22 protein-coding genes are annotated in these 24319 nt (G+C 59.9%); 11 read left to right on the top strand and 11 right to left on the bottom strand.

What is annotated here, in order from left to right:
* Positions 1-92: 92 nt before the first annotated feature.
* Positions 93-461 (top strand): VOC family protein, encoded by a 369-nt coding sequence (locus D3871_RS01920; protein WP_119767375.1) that lies wholly within the window; start codon positions 93-95, stop codon positions 459-461.
* 295 nt (positions 462-756) lie between these two features.
* Here the strand turns inward: D3871_RS01920 and D3871_RS01925 are convergent, their stop codons facing one another.
* Positions 757-1842, bottom strand: coding sequence for an IS110 family RNA-guided transposase (locus D3871_RS01925; RefSeq protein WP_119767376.1), 1086 nt, complete (start codon positions 1840-1842; stop codon positions 757-759).
* Positions 1843-2515: 673 nt separating this feature from the next.
* On the opposite strand from D3871_RS01925, the gene D3871_RS01930 reads away from it, so the two are divergent.
* Positions 2516-3178 (top strand): glutathione S-transferase family protein, encoded by a 663-nt coding sequence (locus D3871_RS01930; protein ID WP_119767377.1) that lies wholly within the window; start codon positions 2516-2518, stop codon positions 3176-3178.
* A gap of 369 nt (positions 3179-3547) precedes the next feature.
* Here D3871_RS01930 and D3871_RS01935 read toward each other — a convergent pair whose 3' ends face one another.
* Together D3871_RS01935 and D3871_RS01940 are read right to left on the bottom strand one after the other, a co-directional pair.
* Positions 3548-4051 carry a hypothetical protein gene (locus tag D3871_RS01935; RefSeq protein ID WP_119767378.1) on the bottom strand — a complete coding sequence of 168 codons (504 nt, stop codon included), beginning with the start codon at positions 4049-4051 and terminating at the stop codon, positions 3548-3550.
* A gap of 116 nt (positions 4052-4167) precedes the next feature.
* Complete coding sequence (locus D3871_RS01940; RefSeq protein ID WP_119767379.1) at positions 4168-4674, bottom strand: DUF1269 domain-containing protein; 507 nt, start codon at positions 4672-4674, stop codon at positions 4168-4170.
* 157 nt (positions 4675-4831) lie between these two features.
* On the opposite strand from D3871_RS01940, the gene D3871_RS01945 reads away from it, so the two are divergent.
* Positions 4832-6322 (top strand): B12-binding domain-containing radical SAM protein, encoded by a 1491-nt coding sequence (locus D3871_RS01945; protein ID WP_119767380.1) that lies wholly within the window; start codon positions 4832-4834, stop codon positions 6320-6322.
* A gap of 6 nt (positions 6323-6328) precedes the next feature.
* Here D3871_RS01945 and D3871_RS01950 read toward each other — a convergent pair whose 3' ends face one another.
* The 3 genes from D3871_RS01950 to aptA form a co-directional block, all read right to left on the bottom strand.
* On the bottom strand, positions 6329-6544 hold the full coding sequence (locus D3871_RS01950; protein ID WP_119767381.1) for a DUF3717 domain-containing protein: 216 nt from the start codon (positions 6542-6544) through the stop codon (positions 6329-6331).
* 193 nt (positions 6545-6737) lie between these two features.
* Positions 6738-8177: an NAD-dependent succinate-semialdehyde dehydrogenase gene (locus tag D3871_RS01955; RefSeq protein ID WP_119769822.1), complete on the bottom strand. Its 1440-nt coding sequence runs from the start codon at positions 8175-8177 to the stop codon at positions 6738-6740.
* A gap of 200 nt (positions 8178-8377) precedes the next feature.
* Positions 8378-9715: an omega-aminotransferase AptA gene (aptA, locus tag D3871_RS01960; RefSeq protein ID WP_119767382.1), complete on the bottom strand. Its 1338-nt coding sequence runs from the start codon at positions 9713-9715 to the stop codon at positions 8378-8380.
* A gap of 419 nt (positions 9716-10134) precedes the next feature.
* On the opposite strand from aptA, the gene D3871_RS01965 reads away from it, so the two are divergent.
* Positions 10135-11175, top strand: a complete 1041-nt coding sequence (locus tag D3871_RS01965) for a porin (RefSeq protein ID WP_420799652.1) — start codon at positions 10135-10137, stop codon at positions 11173-11175.
* A 109-nt stretch (positions 11176-11284) separates the two neighbouring features.
* Here D3871_RS01965 and D3871_RS01970 read toward each other — a convergent pair whose 3' ends face one another.
* Positions 11285-12181: a GntR family transcriptional regulator gene (locus tag D3871_RS01970; RefSeq protein WP_119767383.1), complete on the bottom strand. Its 897-nt coding sequence runs from the start codon at positions 12179-12181 to the stop codon at positions 11285-11287.
* A gap of 133 nt (positions 12182-12314) precedes the next feature.
* On the opposite strand from D3871_RS01970, the gene D3871_RS01975 reads away from it, so the two are divergent.
* The 6 genes from D3871_RS01975 (at position 12315) to D3871_RS02000 (ending at position 19094) form a co-directional block, all read left to right on the top strand.
* On the top strand, positions 12315-13418 hold the full coding sequence (locus D3871_RS01975) for a C45 family autoproteolytic acyltransferase/hydrolase (RefSeq protein ID WP_119767384.1): 1104 nt from the start codon (positions 12315-12317) through the stop codon (positions 13416-13418).
* 65 nt (positions 13419-13483) lie between these two features.
* Entirely contained in the window at positions 13484-15064 is a 1581-nt protein-coding gene (locus tag D3871_RS01980; RefSeq protein WP_119767385.1) for an ABC transporter substrate-binding protein, read from the top strand.
* 54 nt (positions 15065-15118) lie between these two features.
* The gene (locus D3871_RS01985) at positions 15119-16060 is read left to right on the top strand and encodes an ABC transporter permease (RefSeq protein ID WP_119767386.1); all 942 of its coding nucleotides are present in this window, start codon (positions 15119-15121) and stop codon (positions 16058-16060) included.
* The gene (locus tag D3871_RS01990) at positions 16057-16953 is read left to right on the top strand and encodes an ABC transporter permease (protein WP_119767387.1); all 897 of its coding nucleotides are present in this window, start codon (positions 16057-16059) and stop codon (positions 16951-16953) included. Before D3871_RS01985 ends, D3871_RS01990 begins: the two co-directional genes overlap by 4 nt.
* An 8-nt stretch (positions 16954-16961) precedes the next feature.
* Complete coding sequence (locus D3871_RS01995; protein WP_119769824.1) at positions 16962-18770, top strand: ABC transporter ATP-binding protein; 1809 nt, start codon at positions 16962-16964, stop codon at positions 18768-18770.
* A 177-nt stretch (positions 18771-18947) separates the two neighbouring features.
* Positions 18948-19094: a transposase gene (locus tag D3871_RS02000; RefSeq protein ID WP_119767388.1), complete on the top strand. Its 147-nt coding sequence runs from the start codon at positions 18948-18950 to the stop codon at positions 19092-19094.
* 269 nt (positions 19095-19363) lie between these two features.
* On the opposite strand, the gene D3871_RS02005 is transcribed toward D3871_RS02000, so the two are convergent.
* The 4 genes from D3871_RS02005 to D3871_RS30120 all read right to left on the bottom strand — a co-directional run bounded on the left by D3871_RS02005 (position 19364) and on the right by D3871_RS30120 (position 23496).
* Entirely contained in the window at positions 19364-20548 is a 1185-nt protein-coding gene (locus D3871_RS02005; RefSeq protein ID WP_119767389.1) for a pyridoxal phosphate-dependent aminotransferase, read from the bottom strand.
* On the bottom strand, positions 20539-20685 hold the full coding sequence (locus D3871_RS30115; RefSeq protein WP_158597854.1) for a hypothetical protein: 147 nt from the start codon (positions 20683-20685) through the stop codon (positions 20539-20541). The genes D3871_RS02005 and D3871_RS30115 overlap by 10 nt, the downstream gene beginning before the upstream one ends.
* Before the next feature lie 32 nt (positions 20686-20717).
* Positions 20718-21935 carry an MFS transporter gene (locus tag D3871_RS02010; RefSeq protein ID WP_119767390.1) on the bottom strand — a complete coding sequence of 406 codons (1218 nt, stop codon included), beginning with the start codon at positions 21933-21935 and terminating at the stop codon, positions 20718-20720.
* 298 nt (positions 21936-22233) lie between these two features.
* The gene (locus tag D3871_RS30120; RefSeq protein WP_158597855.1) at positions 22234-23496 is read right to left on the bottom strand and encodes a HupA family protein; all 1263 of its coding nucleotides are present in this window, start codon (positions 23494-23496) and stop codon (positions 22234-22236) included.
* On the opposite strand from D3871_RS30120, the gene D3871_RS30125 reads away from it, so the two are divergent.
* Entirely contained in the window at positions 23495-23806 is a 312-nt protein-coding gene (locus tag D3871_RS30125; protein WP_158597856.1) for a hypothetical protein, read from the top strand. The two genes, D3871_RS30120 and D3871_RS30125, sit on opposite strands and share 2 nt — an antisense overlap.
* Positions 23807-24319: the final 513 nt, after the last annotated feature.

The following is a 24319-nucleotide window of genomic DNA, read 5'->3' on the forward strand; positions in this document are numbered from 1 at the left end:
GAGGATCAAGCGAAATGACTTATCAGGCAGCACACTGGTTTATCAGTCAGACCACGCCGTTGAAATCTAGTTAGGTGCTTGGAGAAGCCCACATGACCACAAAGCCAAAGTTCACTGCTGGCCGCAACATCGCTCTGAAAGTGCCACCTCATTTATACGAGGCCACCATTCAGTTTTATCGCAATGTGCTCGGCCTCAAAGAAATAACGAAGCACGCGCCGTCTGTAGTCTTTGAGTTCGGCTCCAACAATCTTTGGATAGATCGTGTTCCCGGCATAAGCCAAGCCGAAACATGGCTTGAGGTTGTCACCGATGACATTGCGGCAGCGTCAGAGCATCTCAAAGCCGCTGGCGTAGTACGCTGCGACGAAATCGAGCCATTGCCCGAAGGCTTGCAAGCATTCTGGGTTTCAAGCCCAGCATCAATTATTCACCTCGTCTGCGAAGATACCGAGTCATAGTCGTAGGCGCACCTAACAAGTCGTATATGGACTCCCTCCGAAGTACAAGGGACTGATCGACAGGGATGACATGAGGGATAAGCCTGCAGTCGTATATCCGGCATCTGAAGTGGACTCTTTTTTGGTCCGTGCCGACATGGAATCTGCGTCACCGCTGCGCCAATCGATACAAGCGGCAGGCGTGAAGCTGCCGGAAGAGTTATCGGCGTCAAGCGGTGTGGGTGCGTCCCGGTGTGCCATGATGGGCGATCAATCTCTGTGCAAAGGCGGGTGGGTCAAACGTGGTCCAATCGATTCAGGCTGGCATCGCGTAAGCAGTGCGTTCCATTTTCTTGCTCATGCGCGTCACCGTTCCGGTATAGGGTTCCCCGTCGCGCAGCGTCGCGTAGCAAATGCGAGCGAGTTTGTTGGCCAGCGCACAGGTGGCCTTGTTGTGGTTCGACCTTCCCTGAACAGTGAGCGCCCAAATTCGCAAGTGATCGATGCGCTTGCCGGCGGCCTGTGCAACACTGGCGGCACGCAGTATCGACCGGGCACCGTGGGTGAGCAACATGCGCAGGTAGCGGTCGCCGCGCTTGGAGATGTGGCCGAGAGAGCGGCTGCTGCCGGAGGAGTATTCCTTGGGTGTGAGGCCGAACCAGCTGGCGAAGTGGCGGGCATCTCGGAAGTGTTCGACGTTGCCACTGGTGGCGGCAACCATGGCGGTGGCAGTGAGCAGACCGACGCCGGGGATCGACAGCAGAGTGGTGCAGGCAGGGCTGTGCCTGGCCAGCTCAGTCAGTTCGCGTTCCAGTTGCGCGATGCGCGCTTCGAGCAGGTGGATTTCTTCGACCAGCAGTTTCATGGTGCCGCGGATCAATACAGGAACAGCGGAATTCGGATCGGCCAGGACACGGCTGATTTGTTCCAGGCCGTTGCGGCTGCCAGCCGTAACGGAAATACCGAATTCCCGACAGAAACCGCGCAGTGCATTGATACGCGAGGTGCGGGTGCCCATCCACAGGGAGCGGGTGCGATGCAACCCTTGCAGCGCCTGCTGCTCAATCGACTTGACCTTGACGGGTACGATGTCGGCGCAGCGGGCGGCCTCGAGCAAGGCACAGGCATCAGCGGCATCAGTCTTGTTGCGCTTGACGTAGGCGCGGATGTAGGCCGCAGGCAGCAACTTGACGGTAATGCCCAGGGCATTGAACTGGCGCGCCCAGTGGTGAGCCGAACCGCAGGATTCCATGATGACGAGGGAAACATTACGATTGACGAACCAGCGCTCGAACTGGCTGCGGGTCAGGCGGTGCTGTTCAATGACATGCCAGGAGGAATTGGCCACGGCGAGCTGAAAGACGGATTTGGCCAGATCGACGGCCACAGTAGTAGCATTCATAGTGGGCTCCTTTCGTTAACTGATTCCCGTCTCCACGTGAACCAGTACGCCTACTTTGGCGCAAAAAGACGGAGGGAGTCCATCCCATCATTCAAGGCGGACGCGCTCCGCGCCGCCTTAACTCCAACGTTAAACATCACTAAGTAGCCATGCCGCTGACTCGACCGTTTCGATTCTTTGCATTTACTGCAGTTTGGTTCTTAGTCGTAGGGCCGGCAGTTGTTATTCCTATTCCTTTTTTAATTCCTTGGGCGTACGTAGTTGGTAGCCTTCCTGCGCTCGCCGCTGGGGTGGTTTTCGGTGTCAGATACAGATCAAGACAGATTCCTTCTCAATGGTTGCGTCGCGCATGGTCAGGAGTACAAGTCGGGTCAACGACGGCAGTCTTGGCGTCTTTGGTTTGGTTCGTATCGTATGAGCAGTTTTCTTTGATTCCTGTCGGCTTCGAAGGAACTGCTGCGGTGACATGGCTATTTGCGGTATTCGGGGCGCTTGGCGGCGGACTAGCGGCCGTAATAATGCCAGCCGCTTTGCGGAATTCAGGTATCGTAAATGACGTTTAACATTTCAATTGACACATATGGCTACGCCATTGGTCATCTTCAGCGTTAGACGGCTTATCAAGACGTGTCGTTGTTTGAAGCCTTTGCTGTTTTGAGTGTTGGAGGTCTCCATGATTACCCTCTATTGTTATGGACGCGTTTACCCTGGGATGATTGGCGAGGCGCGCGACCTACGGGCGCAATGGGCGCTTGAGGAAACCGGGTTGCCCTACCGCGTCCATGCCCTCGATTTCATCGCCGGCGAACTCGACGGTCCAGACTATGGCCGGCTCAGCTATTTCCGTCAGGTGCCGGTGATTGACGATGACGGCTTCGTCATCGGCGAGTCCGGCGCGATTGTTCTCTACATCGCCGAGAAGGCAGGCAAGCTAATCCCCACTGACTTCTCTGGACGCACGAAGGTCGTGCAATGGTGCTTCGTCGCGCTCGCGACCGTCGAGCGACTGTTGTTCGAGATCCAGATGATCGACGCGGGCATGGGTGGAATGGGAGCTGAAGAGCGGCGGGCGGCGCTAGTCAAGGAAGCCCACCGTCGGGCGCTCCCCGGGCTGGAACGCCGGCTCGACGGCCGCGAATGGATCGCCTGTGAGGGGTTCACGGTCGCCGACATTCTCCTTGCCACAGTACTGCGGCAAGTGCGCCATACCGATCTTCTAGCGCCATATCCGCGCCTGGAGGCCTATTACGCGAGGGCCCTGGCACGCCCTGCGTGGCAGCGCACGCTGAGCCTTTGCGCCGAGCGGCAGGGTGGAACCGTTGCCGACATTCCTTGAGAATTCGCACAGCCGCCTAACAAGTCGTTCAAGGCCGACGCCTTCGGCACGGGCTTACCTCCAACCTTAGGGCCGTCTACAGCAGTTCATCGATCGATTCGTGATGGCCGCATACCGATGCAATCCAAACGAAAAATGCCTCTTCTCTGATGCGTTCACGAAGGGCGGTGTATCCAGTCAGATCCTCTGGTTTGGTTGCACTTGCCATCGCGCGAATTAGGCCAGTTGCACAAGTATGGCCCTAGCCCTATTCCATCAGTGCTGCGACATCCGTTCAATGCTTCATCTTTTCGAATGATCAGCAATTACTCAGTCGCTCACAGGATGGATCCGGCGTCGGGCGTGATGGCCGACGCCGAAGCCGCGCCGTCATGTCGTCGGAGGATGCTCTTCCAGCCGCAGATACATGCCGCTTGCCACCATGCCGAACAGCAGATGTCCCATGACCGCGGCCCAGCCGCGCATTTCCTCGAACCATGGGAACAGGCGCACCATCACGAAAAAGTTAAACAGGTAGAGCAGCAGCCCGAATACCGCGCCGGCGAACAAGGCCATGCCGGGATTGCGGTCCATTTGCATCGAGGCGACGATCGTTGCGAACACGATTGCAAACAGCACGCCCAGCAGGTAATGGGTGATCAGCGCGACAGTGATGACGCCGACGTTGAAATCGAACGATTGCAGTACGCCTTGCCCCATGATGATCGCGGCGACCATATGGGATACTTCCCAAGGCGATTTTCCCAAGGTGGTGGTCGACCACAGCAGTTCGAGTACCATCAGCACCGCGCCGGCGACCAGGCCGGCCGCGACTGCTGCTTTCCAGTCTGGCGCATGTGCATGCCAGCGACGCATGTTGAGATGCAGTTCCATCTAAACCTCCGAGTCAGAGATGAGTTAACTTAGTCGTTACTGAATCGTTACTTAGCGTTACGTTACTTAGGCGTCAGCTTTGCAACTGCGCAGGCCTGCTCCAGCACAGCTCTTGTTCAGGGAAAGACCGGTACTCCCGCCGCCTCGCCCGCGAATCGCATTTCAGGATGACGGTCGGCCATGACTTTCTCGATCTTGCGCACTTGGCGCGCCGGCACGTCCACAATCATCAGCAGCTTACCTTTGTCCAGTTCCGGATAAAACGATTTGAGGCGGGAATTGGGCAAGGCTGCAGCCACCATGCTGGCTGCCCAGCCGCCGAACACCATCGCCGCCAATGTGATGGCAATTGCCAGCGTGGCTTTTGCCACCGGATCGAAATAGGCAACCACGCCAGTCGCTACCATCATTCCCAGCAGCGCGCCGACCAGCATGCCGGCCTGGGCACCGTGAACCACATCGGTCTTTTGCAGTACATTCGCTTCGGGCAGATCCGGCGGCACCGGGCTGCGTTCGCTCATGAAATGAATATGCCGCACCTCTATGCGATTGAGCAGCATGTCATCCAATGCACGGCGCGCACTGTCGATATCGGGAAGCAGATAGAAAAGGCGATGTCGCATGGTTCACTCCTTGGGATCGGTTATCCGTCAAACCAGTATATGCAGGATTTTCAGGGTTGCAATCAAGCTTGAAAATCCACGCTCTCATTGCCTGGCTGAATCCGCTGCCGATGGGGACAAGCGTAAAATAGTCGCTCATTCATCCTGTTGTTGCCTTATGACTATCCTGTTGTCGACCCTTAACGCCCGCTATACGCACGCGTCGCTTGGTTTGCGTTATCTGCTCGCCAATATGGGGGAGTTGCGGGAATTGACCCGCTTGCAGGAATTCGTGATCGGCGCAAAAACCGCCGATGTGGTCGAGCGCCTGCTCGCGCATCAGCCGCGCATTATCGGGTTTGGCGTGTATATCTGGAATGTCGAGGAAACAACGCGGGTGGTGGCGTTGCTCAAGCGCATCGCGCCTCAAGTGAGCATCGTTCTTGGCGGACCGGAAGTATCGTATGAAGTGGCCGAGCAGCCTATCGTGCAACTGGCCGATTACCTCGTAACGGGCTGGGGCGATGTGACTTTTCCCCAGCTCTGTCGGCAACTCTTGCACGGCCCCAAGCCGCTGATGAAAATCCATGCCGGGGTGCAACCACCGCTCGATCAGATCAGGCTGCCGTATGCCGACTACAGTGACCGGGATATCGCACATCGCACGCTGTATGTCGAAGCGTCGCGCGGCTGTCCGTTCAAATGCGAATTCTGTCTGTCCTCGCTCGACAAGACCGCGTGGCCCTTCGACCTCGATGCATTTCTGGCGGAACTGGAAGCACTGCATGCGCGTGGCGCGCGGCTATTCAAGTTCGTCGACCGCACCTTCAACCTGAATATCAAGTCCAGCCTGAAGATCATGCAGTTCTTCCTCGACAAGCTGGCCGCGCAGCCGGACGATCCGGTATTTGCGCATTTCGAAGTGGTGCCGGATCATTTACCGGATGCCTTAAAGCAAGCAATCCAGTTATTTCCACCGGGAACACTGCAATTCGAAATCGGGATCCAGAGCTTCAACCCTGAAGTGCAATCCGTGATCAGCCGCAAGCAAAACAATGATAAGTCGGCCGACAACATCCGCTGGCTGCGCGAACATTCACATGCGCATCTGCATGTGGATTTGATCGCCGGCCTGCCGGGCGAAGACCTGGACAGTTTTGCGCAGGGTTTCGATCGTCTGGTGGCGCTTGCACCGCATGAAATCCAGTTCGGCATACTCAAACGCCTGCGCGGTACGCCCATCATTCGCCATACCGATGCTTACGGGCTGATATTCGATCCGTATCCGCCGTATACGATCCTGGCGACCGATTGCATCGATTTCGCCACCATGCAGCGCCTGGTGCGTTTTGCGCGTTACTGGGATCTGGTCGCCAATTCCGGCCGTTTCGCCAATACGCTGCCGGCCATCCTCGGCGGCGCGCCGTTTGCCAATTTCATGATGTTGTCGGATTGGCTGTATGCGCATACCGATGCGACGCACCGGATTGCGCTCGACAAGCTGGCTGCGCTAGTTGCGCAATGGCTGCGCAGCCGCGGCATGGCCGCGGATCGGGCCGCGGCGCTGATCGACAGCGATTATGCGGGACAGGCGCACAAGGGACGAGTGAAAACCGCGGCAAATGCCGAGGCGACGCCGCAGCGGCAGGCGCGGCATCTCGCCGCATAAACGAGACTAAACTTTTTTCTCGCGCCAGTTATCCAACAGCTGGCGCACCGGCTGATCCAGCGAGTCCAGCGGCACCGCATGCGCCTTGTTGAAAATCATGATCGCGTAAACCGTCGCCAGCAGGTTGACTTCGGGCGATAGCGCGCGTTCTTCACCGCTCGATGGCCGCAGCGCGCGCCAGTAATTGATCGCTTGTTCCAGCTCGGGAAGGGTAATGTCCATCCGGCTATTGTAAAGCAGGGCTAAGCGGCACGGGCTAACCCGAATACCGCGCCGAAGCGCGTTGTTATTGGTTCCTACGCCAAACAACAACCGGAATCGCCGATGTCTGGGCGACCCCGCCAAATTGTACCGTTGATGCTATTGAACTGGGGAAGGTTGGACGTCATACCGGGCCCGGGTACTCGATGTTGTCTCAATCGTGTGCAAGAGAAATCGACTTGGTCGTCAAGTAGGCGGCCAGTCCTTCGGTGCCGCCCTCGGTGCCGTAGCCGCTGTCTTTTACTCCACCGAACGGCAGTTCGGCCAGCGACAGCCGGCAAGTGTTGATGCCAACCATGCCGGCTTCCAATGCGTCCGCGACACGATGCGCAGTGCCAAGCGACTGTGTGAATGCATACGTGGCAAGTCCATACGGCACGCCGTTGGCGATCTGCATCGCTTCATCGAAGCTGTTGAAACGCACGCACGGCGCGAGCGGACTGAACGACTCTTCCTGCAGAATATTTGTGTCCGGCGGTACATCGCTCAACACCGTCGCAGGCCAATAATAGCCGTCGCGATTCAATCTTTCTCCGCCGCAGGCGATCCGTGCGCCCTTCGCTCGGGCGTCCGCAGTCAGCGCTTCTGCATGTGCGATCCGCCGCGCATTGGCAAGCGGGCCGAGTTCGGTGGCGGAGTCCAGGCCGGGGCCGATCCTGAGCGACGATGCAAATCTTGTCAGGCGCTCGACGAATGCATCATAAACCGAGGCATGCACGATGAAGCGCGTCGGCGCGACGCAGATCTGGCCGGAATTGCGGAACTTCGCCGAGCCGGCGAGTGCAACGGCGCGGTCCAGGTCGGCGTCGGCAAAGATCAGTACCGGCGCGTGGCCGCCGAGTTCGAGCGTTGCCGGTTTCGCCAGCGCCGCGGCCTGCGCGGCGAGCAGTTTGCCGACGGCGGTCGAGCCGGTGAACGACATCTTGCGGATGATCGGCGACTCGATCAGTTGCTGTGCAATTGCCGGTGCATCGCCGAAGACAACATTGAGCACGCCGGCGGGCAAGCCGGCATCAATCAGCGCCTGCGCGATTGCCAGCGTGGATAAGGGCGTTTCCTCGGCCGGCTTGATGATGCAACTGCAGCCCGCGGCAAGCGCGCCGGCGATTTTTCGCATCGGCGTCAACGCCGGAAAATTCCAGGGCGCGAATGCCGCCACCGGCCCGATCGGCTCGCGCACCACGAGTTGGCGGGTGTTTGCCTGCCGTGCGGGAATCACGCGGCCGTACGCGCGCAGTCCTTCATCCGCATACCATTCGAGTACTTCAATCGCATTGGCCCATTCAGTGCGCGCTTCGGACAGTGGCTTGCCTTGCTCGAGTGTGAGCACCGGCGCAAGCTCATCGCGCCGCGCCTGCAATAACACTGCGGCTTTACGCAGCATGCGTGAGCGTTCGACCGCAGGTGTGGCGCGCCACAGAGGGAAAGCTGCTTGTGCCGCGTCGAGCGCTTGCTCGATCTGGCGCGCGCTTGCGCCACCATATTCGCGCAAAGGGCGGCCATCGGCCGGATTCAACAGGTTTCGGGCAACGCCATTGCCTTGCACCCAGTTGCCGCCAATTAGCTGGCGCGGAATATCAATGTCGGAAGTCATGTTCGCCTCGTTTGCTGCAATTGCCATTCGGGTTATACCAATCCCATGTCATAAGGTGCCGGATGACATTGATGGATTTTCTCGACTGGCAAGGCGCAAGAGGAGTCAATAGCGAGCTATTGACGACGAGTGCAACGCCGCCAGGCGGAAAAAGACGCGATGTCATGGCGCGTTATGGCATGGGATTGGTATTAGTCGCATTACATGTTCTTGAGTACGTCGGTCAGCGTCGAGAACAGCGTGTCCACTTCCTCTTTCTCGATGATCAGCGGCGGCGAGAAAACCATCGTATCGCCGGTCGCGCGGATCAACGCGCCTTTTTCCAGGCAACGCATATGGCAATCGTAGCCGCGCTTGCCCGGCTGACCGGGGATCGGTTCCAGCTCGATCGCGGCCAGCAGGCCGATGTTGCGTATGTCGACCACGTAGGGCAGGCCTTTCAATGAGTGCGCCGCGTCTTCCCAATAGGGCGACATGCGCTGCGCTCGGGAAAACAATTCTTCGTCGCGATATATCTTCAATGCCGCCAGGCCGGCGGCGCACGCGAGCGGATGACCGGAGTAGGTGTAGCCGTGCGGCAGTTCGATCGCATCCGGCGCGCCTTGCATCAGCGCGTCATACACATGGCTGCGCACCAGTGTCGCGCCCATCGGCACCGCGCCATTGGTCAAGCCTTTCGCGCTGGTGATGATGTCCGGGACCACACCGAAGAAGTCGGCCGAGAACGCGCCGCCGACGCGTCCGAAGCCGGTGATCACTTCATCGAAAATCAGCAGAATGCCGTGCTCGTCGCAAATCTTGCGCAAGCGTTGCAGGTAGTCGACCGGCGGCACCAGCACGCCGGTAGAACCTGACACCGGCTCGACGATGACGGCGGCGACGGTCGATGCATCGTGCAATGCGACGAGGTTGGACAAGTCGTCCGCCAGATGCGCGCCCCATGTCGGCTGGCCGCGCGAAAAACCCATCTCTGCGCGGTTGTAGGTATGCGGCAGGTGATCAGTGTAAGGAGGCAGGTTGCCGAATGCCTTGCGGTGACTGGAAATGCCCGACACCGACAAACCGCCAAAGCCGACGCCATGATAGGCGCGTGCGCGCCCGATCAGGCGCACTCGCGACGCATTGCCGCGTGCGCGCTGGTAGGCGAGCGCAATCTTCAACGCGGTATCGACCGCCTCGGAACCCGAATTCGAAAAGAACACATTGGAAAAACCGGCGGGCGCTTCGCTGACGAGTTGCTCCGCGAACTCGAATGCGAGCGGATGCCCCGACTGGAACGAGGGCGCGTAATCCAGTTGGTGCGCCATGCAGGAAATGGCCTCGACGATCTCGCGCCGGCGGTGTCCCGCATTGACGCACCACAGACCGGCAATGCCGTCCAGCACGCGCTTGCCGTCGGCGCGCGTGTAATACATGCCGTCGGCTTCCACCAGCAACTGCGGGTTTTGCTTGAAGCGGCGGTTCGAAGTGAACGGCATCCAGTAAGGATCGAGGGAAGCCGGAGATGGAATTGCAGAAGGGTTTTGTATTTGGCTCATGGTGGTCAGTTCTCAATCGCTGCGTTAAATGTATTTAATATGTTAAAGATACACTTGATTGTTGAGGTAGTCTAGGGTGCCTATTTGAGAGATTTTGTTTTTCATGACATCACCAAGCTGTTTGTGGACGTGATTAACACTTTAAATCATTGAAAATAAACGTTTAAATGAGAATTGGTGCGTGGAGCGGCGCTTCTTGATGTATTGGAAGGTGCGATTTAGGTTGCTAGCATTAAAAACTATATTGAATTAAAAAACAAATTAATACAAAATAGCGTCGCGGTATGTAAAAACTTCGATGCAAATACGGTTTATCGAAGTCATCCGTGGGCCGCGGATTCGCGGCGGGCGGGGTGCCGTTGCCTGACTGAGCAGCAGATCGGGATCACTGAAAAACTGAGGGGATGACTTTTATGAAGATGAAGCTATGTGTTGCAGCCGTCGGTTGCTTGTTTGGCGGGGCGGTGTTCGCGCAGACGAACGTCGCCATTTACGGCTTGGTCGACGCTGGTATCGAGTATCTGGACGAGGTGCCGAAGGCGGCCGGCGGTAGCGGCAGCCTGGTCCGCCTCGCCTCCGGCAACCTGTCCGGTTCGCGTTGGGGGCTGCGCGGCAGCGAAGACCTGGGCAATGGCTTGAAGGCGGTCATGCAGCTTGAGGGGGGCTTCGAGACCGACACCGGCATGCTCGGCCAGTCCGGGCGCCTGTTCGGCCGGCATGCGTATGTCGGTTTGCAGGGAGCCTGGGGCACGGTGAGTCTCGGCCATCAGCAGAACAGCCTGTACGACCTCATCATCCGCTATGACCCGATGTCGTTCGCTTCGCGCTATTCGGCGCTGACGCACGACAGTACGCTGACCGGCCGGCCCGATAACACGATCAAGTACACGGGAAAATTCTCCAACCTGACCGCGACGGCTTTCTATAGCTTCGGCCGCAACAACGACGGCGAGGTGCCCGGCGAGTCGAAGGTGTCGCGCAACATCGGCGGCGGCGTCAGTTACAGCGCCGGCGCGGCTGATTTCGGCATCGCCTATGACCAGTTCCAGGGCAACACCGTTGCCACCAAGGATCAGAGCGCGCGCCGACTGGCCGCCGGCGCGAACTATACCTTTGGTCCGGTCAAGGCATTTGCGGGTTACCGCTCGCTGAAAGACACGGTCGCTGCCGCGCCGGTGCGCTCGAATCTGTATTGGGCCGGTTTGAAATATAAGCTCACGCCGGCGCTGGATCTGACAGGTGCCGGTTACTACACCGATCGGAAAAACTCCGGCGCCGACCCGTGGAGTTTCGTCCTGTCGGCCGACTATTCGCTCTCCAAGCGCACGGATGCCTATACGACGCTCGGTTACGCGGGTAACAAGAACGGTTCCAATCTGGGCTTGAATGGCTTTGGCAGCAACATCGTTGCCGGTGAAGATCAGTTGGGCCTGGTGGTTGGCATCCGGCACCGATTCTGACCTGATCCGTGCCGATGCGATCTTCCCTTTTTATGGGCGGCTAGTTGCTGTGAAGTGGCGAGATATTTTGTTTAAAACAATAAAAAAATACAATGTATCTCGCCTTCACTCAATCCTTTGTCTTCGGCATCGCGGTCGCCAGATGGCGCCGCATCAGTGCCGATGCCCATTCCGGGTCATTGTTTTCCAGCGCGCTGATGATCTGCAGGTGTTCGCTGCACGATTCGCTGAAGCGCCCTAAGCGGAAGAAATCCGCATGCTCTTCCATCCGTCGCAGCTGGTTCTGCTGCTGCATCGCCTGCAGGATGAAGCGGTTGCCGGAAAAGCGCGCGAGCATTTCATGAAACGACGCATTAAGCGCAAAGAACTCGCTTGCCGACAGTTGTCCTTCCGCTTTCTGCAACAGCTTTTCATGCGCTTCCCGGCTGCGTTGCAGCTGTGCCTGGTCGACCTGGAACGTCGGCTCGAGCATGCCCGCACATTCGAACAAGATGCGGAAGCGATAACTTTCGGAGATCGCTTCTGGCGTGTCCAGCGATGGTGTAAACCGCCAGCCGTGGCCCTTGCGCTTCTCGATCAGGTCGTCCACGCTCATCTTCATCAGGGTCTTGGCAAGCAGGCTGCGCGATACCGGATAACGCGATAGCAATTCCTTCTCGGTCAGCGCTTCCGGTAGCCGCTTTTGCGCGCGATCATCGATCAAGGTCCGGTAGAGCGCATCGCTGGTCATGCCGGTGCCGCTGAAATCCGGCAATTCCTTGTGCGCCGCGTCAGCGCGCACAAAGTAACCGGCGTTCGGCCGGTATTCACTCAGTTCATGTTCGGCAAGCAATTGCAGCGCGGCGCGGATCGGCGTACGCGACACCTCGAAGCTGGCAGCGAACGTTTCTTCGGTCAGATGAGTGCCGGCCGCCAGTTCGCCGGATGCGATCTGGCGGCCGATGCGCTCTGCCAGCTCAAGTTGTAGCGGGCTGCGACGCTCTGTTTTGTCGGTGGTGCTTTTCATTGGAGGGGATAGGGAGTTATTGAAACATTTTGAGGGAACAAGGAATGTGCCGCAAGAAAAATTAAATTCATATTGAACTTAATCGCATTTTAGTACAAAATGCCTTCTAGAGTTTACTGAGGAGTGTGTATCGATGCCTACCATTGAATCCTTTCCGTTTGTAGAGACCGCTGGCGATCCCTACGAACGCGGTCGCCAGCACGGCAGCGCGGTGCCGGAGCGCGTGCGCCGCAGTGTCGCGCTGTACCGGTCGCAGCTTGAACGACGCGGCGTCAGCCCGGAAGCCTTGCGGACGATTGCGCTCGCGATGGTGCCGGTGATTGCCGGCTTCGACCGCGACTATCTGGACGAGATGCGCGGCATTGCGGACGGCGCCGATGTGCCGCTCGAGGATGTCATCGTGATCAACTGCCGGACCGAAATGATGTTCGGCCATAATGAACTGAAAAAGGCGCGCGCCGGCCTCGACGACGGCTGCACCGGGCTGGTGGTATTGCCGGGCAGGTCGGCCACAGGGCGCCTGATGCATGCGCATAACTGGGATTGGCGCGAAGAGTGCGTCGACACCGGCATCGTGCTGAAGATACGGCGCGACGACGGTCCGGATCTGTTGATGTTTACCGAAGCCGGCAGCCTGGCGCGGCATGGGTTCAATAGCGCGGGTGTTTCCTTGTCGGGCAACTTCCTGACGTCGGACCGTGATTACAAGCAGGAGGCGGATGTGCCCTTGGTGCTGATCCGACGCAAGATGCTTGAGGCGCAGAACATTGCGGCGGCAATGCGGGTGTTGTGGCCGACCAGACGCTTTTGCTCGAACAACCTGATGCTCGCGCAGGCGGACGGCGAAGCTGTGGATCTGGAATGTGCGCCGGACGAAATCTTCTGGATCACGCCGGAAGACGACATCCTGGTGCATGCGAATCACTGGATGTGCCCGGTGGCGCGCATGAAACTCAAGGATCTCGGACTGGTGACGAATGCCGATTCGATTTATCGTCAGCGGCGCGTAACGGAAACACTGCGCCGCGCGCCCGGAAAGATCGACTGGGACATCGTCAAGGCCGCGCTCGCCGACGAATTCGGCAAGCCGGACGGCGTGCTGCGCGCACCCAAGCCGGCCAGTTTCGACAGCATTTCCGCGACGGTGGCCACCACGCTGATGGATCCCGCTGCTAAAACCATGTGGATCGCACGCAAGCCGTACGAATCCATTCACTTCGTTGAATACCGTTTATAAAAAACCATGTACCCCACGTAACGCGTCATGGCGTGGCGGTTCGATTCAATCCGGAAGGAGACATCATGAAACAATCATTAGGCCTTTTCCTCGCATCGCTCACGCTGGCATCCGCCGCACCGCAAGCTGGCGCGCAGGCGAACGGTCCATCCGGCACACTGCGCGTTGCGATCAATGCGGACATCCGCAGTACCAACCCGGGGGTGAACCGGGACAACAATACCGATACCCTGATCCTGCATCTGGTCGAGGGCCTGGTCGCCTACGGCGAAAACGGACGGGCGCAGCCGCTTCTCGCGCACAGCATCGATACATCCGCCGACGGCAAGACGGTCACCTTCAAGCTGCGCGATGACGTCACTTTTCATAACGGCAAACCGCTGACCGCCGCCGATGTAGTGTGGTCCTGGCAGCGCTATCTGGAGCCGAAGACCAACTGGGTCTGCGCGGCGGATTTCGACGGCCAGCGCGGCAACAAGATCGAGAGCGTCGAAGCGCCCGACGCGCAGACCGTGGTGTTCAAACTGAACCGTCCGCAGCCGCTGCTATTGACGCAGATGGCGGCGCTTCAGTGTGGCGGCGGTGCCATCCTGCACAAGGATTCGGTCAACCCGGACGGTTCGTGGAAGGCGCCGGTCGGCACTGGTCCATACATGCTGCAGGAATGGCGGCGCGGCGAATACATCGACATGGCCGCCTACCCCGGCTACAAGAGCAGGAAAGGGCCGCGCGACGGCTACACCGGCAGCAAGATCGCGTATGCGGAAAAGGTGCGCTGGATGGTGATCAAGGACGATGCGGCGCGCCGGGTCGCCTTGATCAAGGGGCAGGTCGATCTGCTGCCGGGACTGTCGGTATCCGAGCTGGAAGAAATGGGCAGCCAGCCGAACGTCGAGGTCAAGAGCGCGCCGACCATGACGGTCAATGCGCTGCTGATCCAGTCGCACGACCCGGTGCTGGCCAACCCGCTGTTGCGGCGCGCGCTGGCGCAAAGCCTGGACCTGTCGGCGATCACCAAGTTGGCATCCGGCAGCACCGGCAGCGCGAATTCGTCGATGATTCCGACCGTCAGCCCATATCGCATCTCGCCGGTGCAGAACCAGGGCCATACTTTCGACGTGAACGCGGCCAAGCAACTGGTCGCGCAGTCCGGCTACAAGGGACAGCCGATCAAGCTGGTGACCAACCGCCGCTATCCAGACATGTACGATCAGGCGATGATGGTCCAGTCGATGGCCGCGAAGGCCGGCATCAATATCGAACTGGAAGTGCTGGAGTGGGCGACCCAGCTCGACCGCTACCAGTCCGGCAATTATCAACTGATGTCCTTCGCGTATTCGGCCCGCGTCGATCCGCTGATGAACTATGAAATGATGCTGGGCGACCGCGAGAAGAGCAAACGCAAGGTTTGGGACAATCCGCAAGCAATCGCGCTATATGAGCAGGCGGCCAAGATCAACGGCAGCGACCACGCCGCGCGCCAGAAACTGTTCGACCAGATGCACAAGATGATGCTGGACGATGTGCCGCTGATCGTCTTGTTCAATCCGGGCGATGCCAACGCGGTGAGCAAGAAGCTGGAAGGCTACGCGCCGTGGGCGCTGAACCGCACCCGTGTCTGGAACGTGAAGCGCAACGGCGCCTGAAGTGGATAGGGTCACCATGATATTGATAGTTGCTGCCGAAGCGAGGTGTACGCGATGTTGAGATACATTTTGCACAGGGTGCTGCTGGCGTTGCCGACGCTGCTGATCGTCGCCGTGATTGTGTTCGTGATGATGCGGATGATTCCGGGCGATCCGGCGCAGCTCATCCTTGGCGACATCGAAAACCCGGAAGCGCTGGCGCGCCTGAGGTCGGAGCTGGGACTGGATCGGCCGATCCTGATGCAATTCGTGCTGTGGATGACGAAGCTGCTGTCGGGCGACCTTGGCATGTCGGTCACACAGCAGCGGCCGGTGCTGGATATGCTGTTGTCCAGCTTCGCCGTCACTGCCTGGCTGGTGGTGCCAGCCGTTTTTCTGGCATCGCTGCTTGCAATTCCGGCCGGCATGCTCGCCGCGTGGAAGCAAAACACGGTGGTCGACGTCACGGTGGTGACCATCGCCATCGCGTTTCTGTCCGTTCCGAGTTTCTGGCTCGGCTTGGTGTTCCTGCTGGTGTTCGGCCTCTGGCTGGATCTACTGCCGGTGGTCGGATACGTGTCGCCGACCGAGGATTTTCGGGAAGGCGTGCGCTACTTGATCATGCCGGTCGCCTCGCTGGCCCTGATCGAAATGGGGGTGCTGATCCGCATGGCGCGCTCCAGCACGATCGAAGTGCTGCGGCTGGAATACATCACCCATGCACGTGCGAAGGGACTAGGCGAAATCGCCGTCGCGCGCCGTCATGCGCTGAAGAACGCACTGGCGCCGACCTGGACCATGATCGGCCTGACGCTCGGCGGCTTGCTGGGCGGCGCGGTGGTGACCGAAACCGTGTTCACGTTGCCGGGCATCGGCCACCTGCTGGTGGAAAGCATCTTCGCACGCGATTATCCGGTGGTGCAGGGCTGTCTGCTGTTTGTGACCGCCATTTATGTGTTCGTCAACCTGGTGGTTGACCTGTTCTATCCACTGTTTGATCCAAGGGTGCGCTTATGAACGCCAATGTCAGCACCAAGCTTGGCCCCGCTACCGGCGCGAACGCCAGTACCGGTGCCAACGTCAGCGCGTGGCGCGCGCTGTTCCGGCGTCCCAATGCCATGGTCGGCGGCGTGCTGCTGGCAATCATGCTCGCTGCCGCATTGATCGGCCATTTTTACACGCCATACGATCCGGTCGCCAACGACCTGACAGTACGTCTGATGCCGCCGACCGCCGAACATTGGCTCGGCACCGACGAATGGGGCCGGGATGTGTTCAGTCGCTTGCTGTTCGGCGCGGGCGTCAGCATGACCATCAGTTTCGTCACCGTCGTCTGCGCGGTAACGGCCGGAGCGCTGATCGGTGCCGCGACCGGCTTCTTCGGCGGCTGGTTCGAGCGGGTGGTGATGGCCTGGATGGATGCCTTGCTGGCGTTTCCGTCACTGATCATGGCGCTCGGCGTGATGACGGTGTTCGGCTCGTCGCGTTATGGCGTAGTGCTGGCCCTGAGCCTCGCTTATCTGCCGTCGGTGGTACGCATCGTGCGTTCCAGCGTGCTGTCGCTGCGCGAAAAGGAATACGTGGAAGCGTCGCGCGTGATGGGCAACTCCGAGCTGTACACAATGTTCCGCCACATTCTGCCCAACTGCGTGGCGCCGATCATCGTGCTGGCGACCGCCTTGTTCGGCTGGGCGCTGCTGTCGGAGAGCGCGCTGTCCTTCCTTGGGTTGGGCGTGCCGCCACCGGCGTCGAGCTGGGGCGGGATGCTGTCGGATAGCCGCAACTTCTTCGGACAGGCGCCGTGGCTGGCACTGGCACCGGGGCTGTCCATCTCGATTTCGCTGCTCGGCATTAACCTTTTCGGCGATGCACTGCGCGATCAGTTCGATCCACGCATGAAAAACCTGTGATGACCGCGATGAATTCTCTTCACTCAGCCGCCGGCGCGCAAGCCGACACTCCGGTACTCGCTATCGACAAACTGTGCGTCGGCGTCAGGCAGGCCGACAAGAGCCTGCGCCGCGTGGTTGACAACGCCACGTTTTCGATCAAGCCGGGCGAAATTATTGCGCTGGTCGGCGAATCGGGCAGCGGCAAGACCATGATCGGCCGCTCGGTGCTGCAACTGCTGCCGCAAGTCGCGCGCATCGAGAGCGGCAGCATCCGCTTCCAGGGGCAGGAACTGCTCGGCGCGAACGAAGCAAGGCTGCGCGACATACGCGGCAGCGACATCGGCATGGTGTTCCAGGAACCGATGGTGTCGCTGAACCCGGCATTGACGGTCGGCTTCCAGATGATGGAAGCGCTCAAGCTGCATCACAAGCTATCCGACGCCGAAGCCAGACAGCGCTGCCTGGCAATGCTGGAAAAGGTCAGGATCGTCGATCCGGTCGGCTGTTTTGCCGCGTATCCGCACCAGTTTTCCGGCGGCATGCGGCAGCGGATCATGCTGGCATCGGTGCTGGTGCTGCAGCCCAAGCTGCTGATCGCCGACGAGCCGACCACCGCGCTCGACGCGATCATTCAGAAGGAAGTGATGGACATCATGGCGGCACTCACGCGCGAGATGTCCACCGCGGTGCTGCTGGTCAGCCACGACCTCGGAATGGTCGCGCACTACGCGAGCCGGGTGGTGGTGATGCGGCATGGCCGGATGGTCGAAGAAGGCGCGACCGCCAACATTCTGCTGGCGCCGCAGCATGAATACACGCGGATGTTGCTGGACTCGCTGCCGCGCCGCGGCGAAGCGGTGCAGCGCGATGCGCCGGGCGGCACACTGATTGATGTGAAATCGCTGGCGATCGAGTTCCGCAAGCCGAAGACCGGTTTCTGGCAAAAGCCTGAAGTCAACCGCGCGGTGATCGACGTCGATCTGAAGATCGATCAGGGCGAGACGGTGGCGGTGGTGGGCGAATCCGGTTCCGGCAAGACCACGATCGGCCGCGCGATCGTGCGACTGGTGGACACCGCCGGCGGCAGCATCGAGTTTCTGGGGCGGGACATTACCCGCATCGGCCGCCGCCAGTTGATCGACTACCGGCTGCAGACGCAGATGGTGTTCCAGGACCCGTTCTCGTCGCTCGACCCGCGCATGACGCTGGAGGCGATTGTCGCCGAAGGCTTGCGCAATGTGCCGGATATCAATCGCAAGGAGTGCAGCCGGAGGGCGCGCGCGATGCTGGAGGAAGTCGGATTGGCCGGCGACTATGCGCAGCGCTTTCCGCATGAATTGTCGGGCGGGCAGCGGCAGCGCGTCTGCATCGCACGCGCGATCGTCGCCAATCCGAAATTCCTGGTCGCCGATGAACCTGTGTCAGCGCTGGATGTGACGGTACAGAAGCAGATACTGACGCTGCTGCAACGCCTGCAGCAGAAGTTCGGCTTTACCTATCTGTTCATTTCTCACGATCTTGGCGTGGTCGAGCAGATCTCGGATCGCGTGGTCGTCATGTACCGTGGCCGCATCCTGGAAACCGGGCCGCGCGACGCGATCTACGACGATCCGCGGCATCCGTATACCCTGCGCTTGTTGCAGGCGACCCCGCGCATTGCGCGCACGGCGGATGGCGCCTATCAACTGGCGCTTCGTAACGCGAAGAGACAGCAGGCGCCGCAGGGTTATAGCTATTTCAACCACGGCAGCATTCACGATATGCCGCCGAGCGCCGGCGATCCGCAGATGGTGGAGGTCGGCGACAGGCATTTCGTTGCCTGCGCACCTGCATGAAGGGTACTTAATTCCCCCCTTTAAAGGCAGCCCTGTAAACATGCGTAGGAGAAATAGCAATTAGTTTTAGGGAAGGAGTCCAATCCCGGTGTACTCATTGGCATGGGATTGGTATTAAGTCCATCCGGGAGGTGAGAGATTGAGGAAGGCAGTCCACTGAAGTACCTGGTGGATCTGATGCTCGATGTAGCGTGTGGTATCCAACATGGCGAGCAAGGCGCCAATCCGCGCTTCGCGGTCACCAGCCTGGAAGGCGGCGAGGCGACCGCGTTGTACGAAGAGCTGTACTGCCTGCGCGGCGAAGCCGAGAGCCGCATCAAGTAAGCGTAGCTCGATTTGTTCGAGCCGGCGTGCCAGTAGCAGCAATTCCGGTCGAATCAGCTGCGCCTGTTCTTCGCCACCGTCCAGGCGCTCGCACCATAGCCCCGATGAGTGCTGTCCCCGGCATGTCGACGAGCAATGGGGGGAGGGGGAATTGCGCCTTGCGGATGGAATTCCCACCCAGCGCCTCACCAACTGCCGCTTCCCACTACTGCAGTGGGCCGCTCATCGCGAGCCGGCACGCGTTTCGGCGTGTTGATGAAATATCCGGGCTAACGCGCTTGCAGATACTGCTCCAGGCGCCGGCAACCTTCTTCCAGTCTTTCCAGCGAACCGGCAAAGCACCAGCGGACATAACCTTCGCCTTCCGGTCCGAATGCACTGCCCGGCGCGAGGCCGAGTTTGGCATCTACTACCAGCCGTTTGCACAGCGCCAGCGTGTCACGTTCTCCATCGACACGGAAGAACAGGTACATCGCGCCCTTGGGCTTGGGCGTGGTGATGCCCGACATCGCGTTCAACCGTGCATACAGAAAGTCGCGTGCCGCCTGGTAGCGCGCCACGGTGTGCGCGATGATTTCATCGCCGCGCTCGACGGCGACGATGCCGGCGCGCTGCACGAAGCCGGGCGCGCACGAGGTGTTGTATTCGATCAGCTTGCCGAGGTCGGCCATCAGCGGCTCGGGCGCCACCAGCCAGCCCAGGCGCCAGCCAGTCATCAGCCACGACTTTGAAAAGCTGTTGGCCGAGACCACGCGGTCATCCTTGTCGGCGAGATCCAGGAAGGATGGCGCGCAAGAGCGCGTGCCTGGTGCAACATCCGTATTGTCGTAGACCAGACGTTCATACACGTCATCGGCCAAGATCCAGATGCCGTGCCGGCGGCAATGCGCGAGGATGACTTCCTGTTGTTCGCGGGTAATGACCCAGCCGGTCGGATTGTTCGGTGAATTGATGAATACCGCGCGCGTGCCGGGCGTCAATGTATCCAGCAGTTGCTGCACATCCAGTTCCCAGGTCTGGCCGAAGCGCAACGGCACCGTCACTACTTCCGCGCCGAGGATCTTGGGGATTTCAACGAGATTGGGCCACAGCGGCGTCACCGCCACCACACGATCGCCCGGATTGACGATCAATTGCGACAGCAGCATCAGTGCCGAGACGCCGGCCGAGGTGACTGCGATGCGGCCGGCATCGACTGGCCGGTGCAAGGCCGACACATAGCCGGCTATCGCTTCGCGCAAGGGAGGAATGCCGAAATTATGCGTGTAGAAGGTGTCGCCGGCATCCAGCGCCGACTTGGCGGCATCGCGGATAAAGGTCGGGGTTACCTGGTCGGGTTCGCCGAACCAGAATGGCAACACACCGGTCAGGCCGATACCGGCATTGGCGACTTCACGGATGCGCGATGCGCCCAGGGATTGCACGACAGGGCGCGCGGCAGGTGTCAGAAGCATAGGACGATTCGGTTGGCGAGATCAAAGACAAAGGAGGGCTGCAGATAGGCGGCGAAGGCAAGCGCCAGCACTGAGGCGCCCAGCGCGCCGAGTAGCAGGCGCACCAGCTTTTGGCGAGTTGGCAGGTTGTTGCTCATGGCCGCGCTCCGCAAAACGTGGTTGATGCCGGTCAGGCGAGCGCCGGCTGTTGCCGCACGATCGCCCTTTCATTGATGGGCAGATTGATCAGCGCGGCGAATACGCCCAGCGCGATCGTGATGCCCCATACGGTATTGTAGTTGCCGTCGCGCGTGAATAGAACGCCGCCCAGCCAGACACCGAGGAAGCTGCCGACCTGATGCGAAAAGAACACGAAGCCCGACAGCATCGACAGATACTTGACACCAAAGATGCCGGCGATCACGCCATTGGTCAACGGCACTGTCGACAGCCAGAGCAAGCCCATCGCGCAGGAAAACACGTAGACCGACCACGGCGTCAGTGGCGCCAGCAGGAACAGCGAGATCACGACCGCACGCGTGATATAGATCGACGACAGCAAATAGCGTTTGGGCAACACGCCGCCGAGCTTGCCCGCATAGTAGGAACCGAAGATATTGAACAAGCCGATCAGCGCCAGCGCCATGACCGCCACGCTCGGGTCCATGATGCCCTTGTCTTTCAGATAGGAAGGCATGTGCACGCCGATGAACACGACCTGGAAGCCGCACACGAAGTAGCCGGCGACCAGCAGCAGGAAGGGACGATAGGCGAACGCCTCGCGCGTGGCTTCCATGATGCTTTGTTCGCCGCCAGCCGGTTTTTGCACCGGCATTTCGCGCAAGCCGAAGGCCATCGGCAACATGACCAGCGCCACCAGCGCGGCCAGCAGGAAAAACGCGCTTTGCCAGCCGGTCAAAGAAATCAGTTGTTGCTCTACCGGCATCATGACGAACTGGCCGAACGAGCTGGCCGCCGAGGAAATGCCGAATGCCCATGAACGCCGGTGCTCGGGCGCGGTACGCCCGATGATGCCGCTGACTGCGCCGAATGCGGTACAGGCCAGCGCAGCGCCGATCAGCACGCCCGAACCGAGCACGAACGCGGTCGGCTGCGACACGGTTGCCATCCAGAGCAGGCCGCCCGCGTATAACAGCGCGCCTGCGATCACCACGCGTGCGGTGCCGAAGCGATCCGCCGCCATTCCGGCAAACGGGGCGAACAAGCCCCACATCAGGTTTTGCAGGGCCATCGCCAGCGAAAAGGTTTCGCGCGTCCAGCCATAGGCTTGCGAAATCGGTTGCAGCCAGAAACCGAAACCATGGCGCACCCCCATCGCAAGCGTCAACACCATGCCGGCGGCGATCAGGACGGTCTTGAGTTGCGGCGGTCGGGTGGCGGTCAGCATGGCGGATTCTCGATTCGGAAGGAAATCGAGTGTAGCGCAAAGCAAAAAAGCATGTGGCCTGCCGGATTGACCGGGCCTGTTGCGGGCTTGCGGTCAGGCGCCGGGACGGGAACCTGCGACTCGATTCAGGCGGCTATCGTCTCGATCGCGGCTTGCAAGGCTTGGCGGAAATGCAATATCGCAGGTATGCGGCCCTATTACACGCAACGCCCAGCGTGCTGCACGGCGGGTTGCATTCACGCGCTGCAAAAGAAAAAGCAGCAAGGATGCGGATCCTTGCTGCTTGCGCATAAAACGCTTACTGCTTGCGTCCGAGGAAGCCGCCGATCGCGAACTGGCCGGTGCCCGCGTTCGACAACTGGAAGGTGCCGCCCACTTCGGCAGGACCGCCACCAGCTACCGGACCGAAGTAGCGTCCGCCCACACCGCCGCTAAGCCCACCAACACTTGCGGTTCCGGTCATGTGGTTGGCCAGGCTGGAGCCGGCCGCACCCATCGTGGTCGTACTGGTGAAGTTCACCGGCACGGCGGTGCCTGCGCTGTCATCGGTGACCGCGTTCTGCACCGAGATCGTTACCTGGCGTGTGGCGAAGTTGACGGTCACGGTCGAGGCACCCCGGAATACCGATGGGTCCGACGCACGGTTGGGCGCGTACATGCCATAAGAGAAGCCGGTATACGTCACCGTGCCACTGGTTGGCACCAGGGTCGGGTTCGTCACCGCGCCATAAGCGATCATGCCGCGACGGTTCTTGTTGTGCTCATTGCCCAGTTGTGGTGCCCATTCTGCGATCACCACCGTGTCTTGCGTGATCCAGGCGCCCAGGTTGCTGTACTGCAGACCCCAGTTGTCGAAGCCGCGATAGCCCTTGGAACCCGGGAAAGGCACGCCGATGCCGCTGCCGCCTTCCAGTATGGTCGGATTGCCGTTCGCGTCGTTCGGGCCGTTACCGGCGTGGATGTCGCCGTCTTCATGCACGCGTATCGCGGTAAGGCTGTCCGGCGTGGTGCCGCCGCTGCGCCAGTTGCCGGCCTCGACCCTGGGGCCGCTCGTCTCTGTGGCGGGGCAGGGGTTCACATCAGGACCGCAGCGCGATGGATTGCCGGTGCGCGGGAAATAGCGGTTGTTTGCATAGTTCGCCTGCGTGGCGGCCGGGCCCAGCCTGCCAAAGTTGTAATAGTTCAGATCAGAAGGCGGCGGCAAGGTGGTCGACGTCATCGCACCGGTTGCAGTCAGAACGGTGCGGCCCTGGGAAATACTGAAGGTTTCGATGATGGGCGGCCGGTCGACCTTGCCATCCCATGTCAGGCCCAGATTGCTCAGTACGATGATGGGGGTGCTCATGTTGCTGTTGGCATCCTTGGCGATGCGCGCTTCGGCGAAACCGCCGGATGCAGGGGCAAAGCCCGAGGCAGTCGTCTTGACCAGAATCGGATTGGCGAGATCGCTGGTCGAGATGCCGTGTACCTGCACGCCCGAGTTGGTGACAGTGATCCCGTTATTCGTGCTCAGCACATTGGTGCCGCTGCACTGGAAATTGGCGCCGTCCGGACAAGACATGGTGGTCGCGGGCGCAGGCGTGGGTGTAGGCGTGGGTGTAGGCGCGGGACTAGGGGTGGGCGCAGGCGTGGGTGTAGGCGCGGGCGCAGGAGTAGGAGTGGGGCTAGGCGCAGGTGCTGGACTGGGCGCTGGGCCTGGTGTGGTAGAGCCCGGCGAAGTGGTGCCGGTCGATGGCGCGGCGCTGTCGCCGCCCCCGCCACCACATGCGCTCAGTGCGCCAGCGGCAATCAGCGCCAGGCAAATCGGTTTGATATCGAACTGCGACAACGTCATGTTTGATTCTCCCTTATGTGCGACGCCAGTGCGCTAGCGCGCCCTTGCATGCCCTGAGGCAAATTATTCATCGGTAGCCTTTCTATGAATATCGACATCCGGCCTGATACGGTTGCCGCCGGATCAAATTCGTGCAGCCCTGGTCGATTCGTTGATGCATGAGAAGTGAGGGGGGCAAATTGCCATGCAATGATGCCGTCTATTCATTTATACGTTCTTGATAACAATTAAGCGTTGGCTTGCAATGTTGTAACGAAAGTTTGCGGCTGTGGCCACTATTTCCGTGTATCTCGACGATCTTCATGACTTTGCGCTCACTTTCATGGCGCGACGCGCGCAATCGCGTGCAATACGACACGGGTCTGCCTTTTCATATCGTCGCGGCGGCATTGCTCTCATAGACGAAGGGCGCAAGCACGTCGCAATCCTTTCTTGTCGCCAGCAAGGAAAAGCGGCAGAGCAGGCATTTAGCAACACAATTTGAGGCTACACAAACAGGTACGGTCTCCAACTGGAAAAACACGCGCATGCGACGCATGATGTAGAGCCA

The sequence above is a fragment of the Noviherbaspirillum saxi genome (genome assembly GCF_003591035.1).
In the GTDB taxonomy this organism is placed as follows: Bacteria; Pseudomonadota; Gammaproteobacteria; order Burkholderiales; family Burkholderiaceae_D; genus Noviherbaspirillum; species Noviherbaspirillum saxi.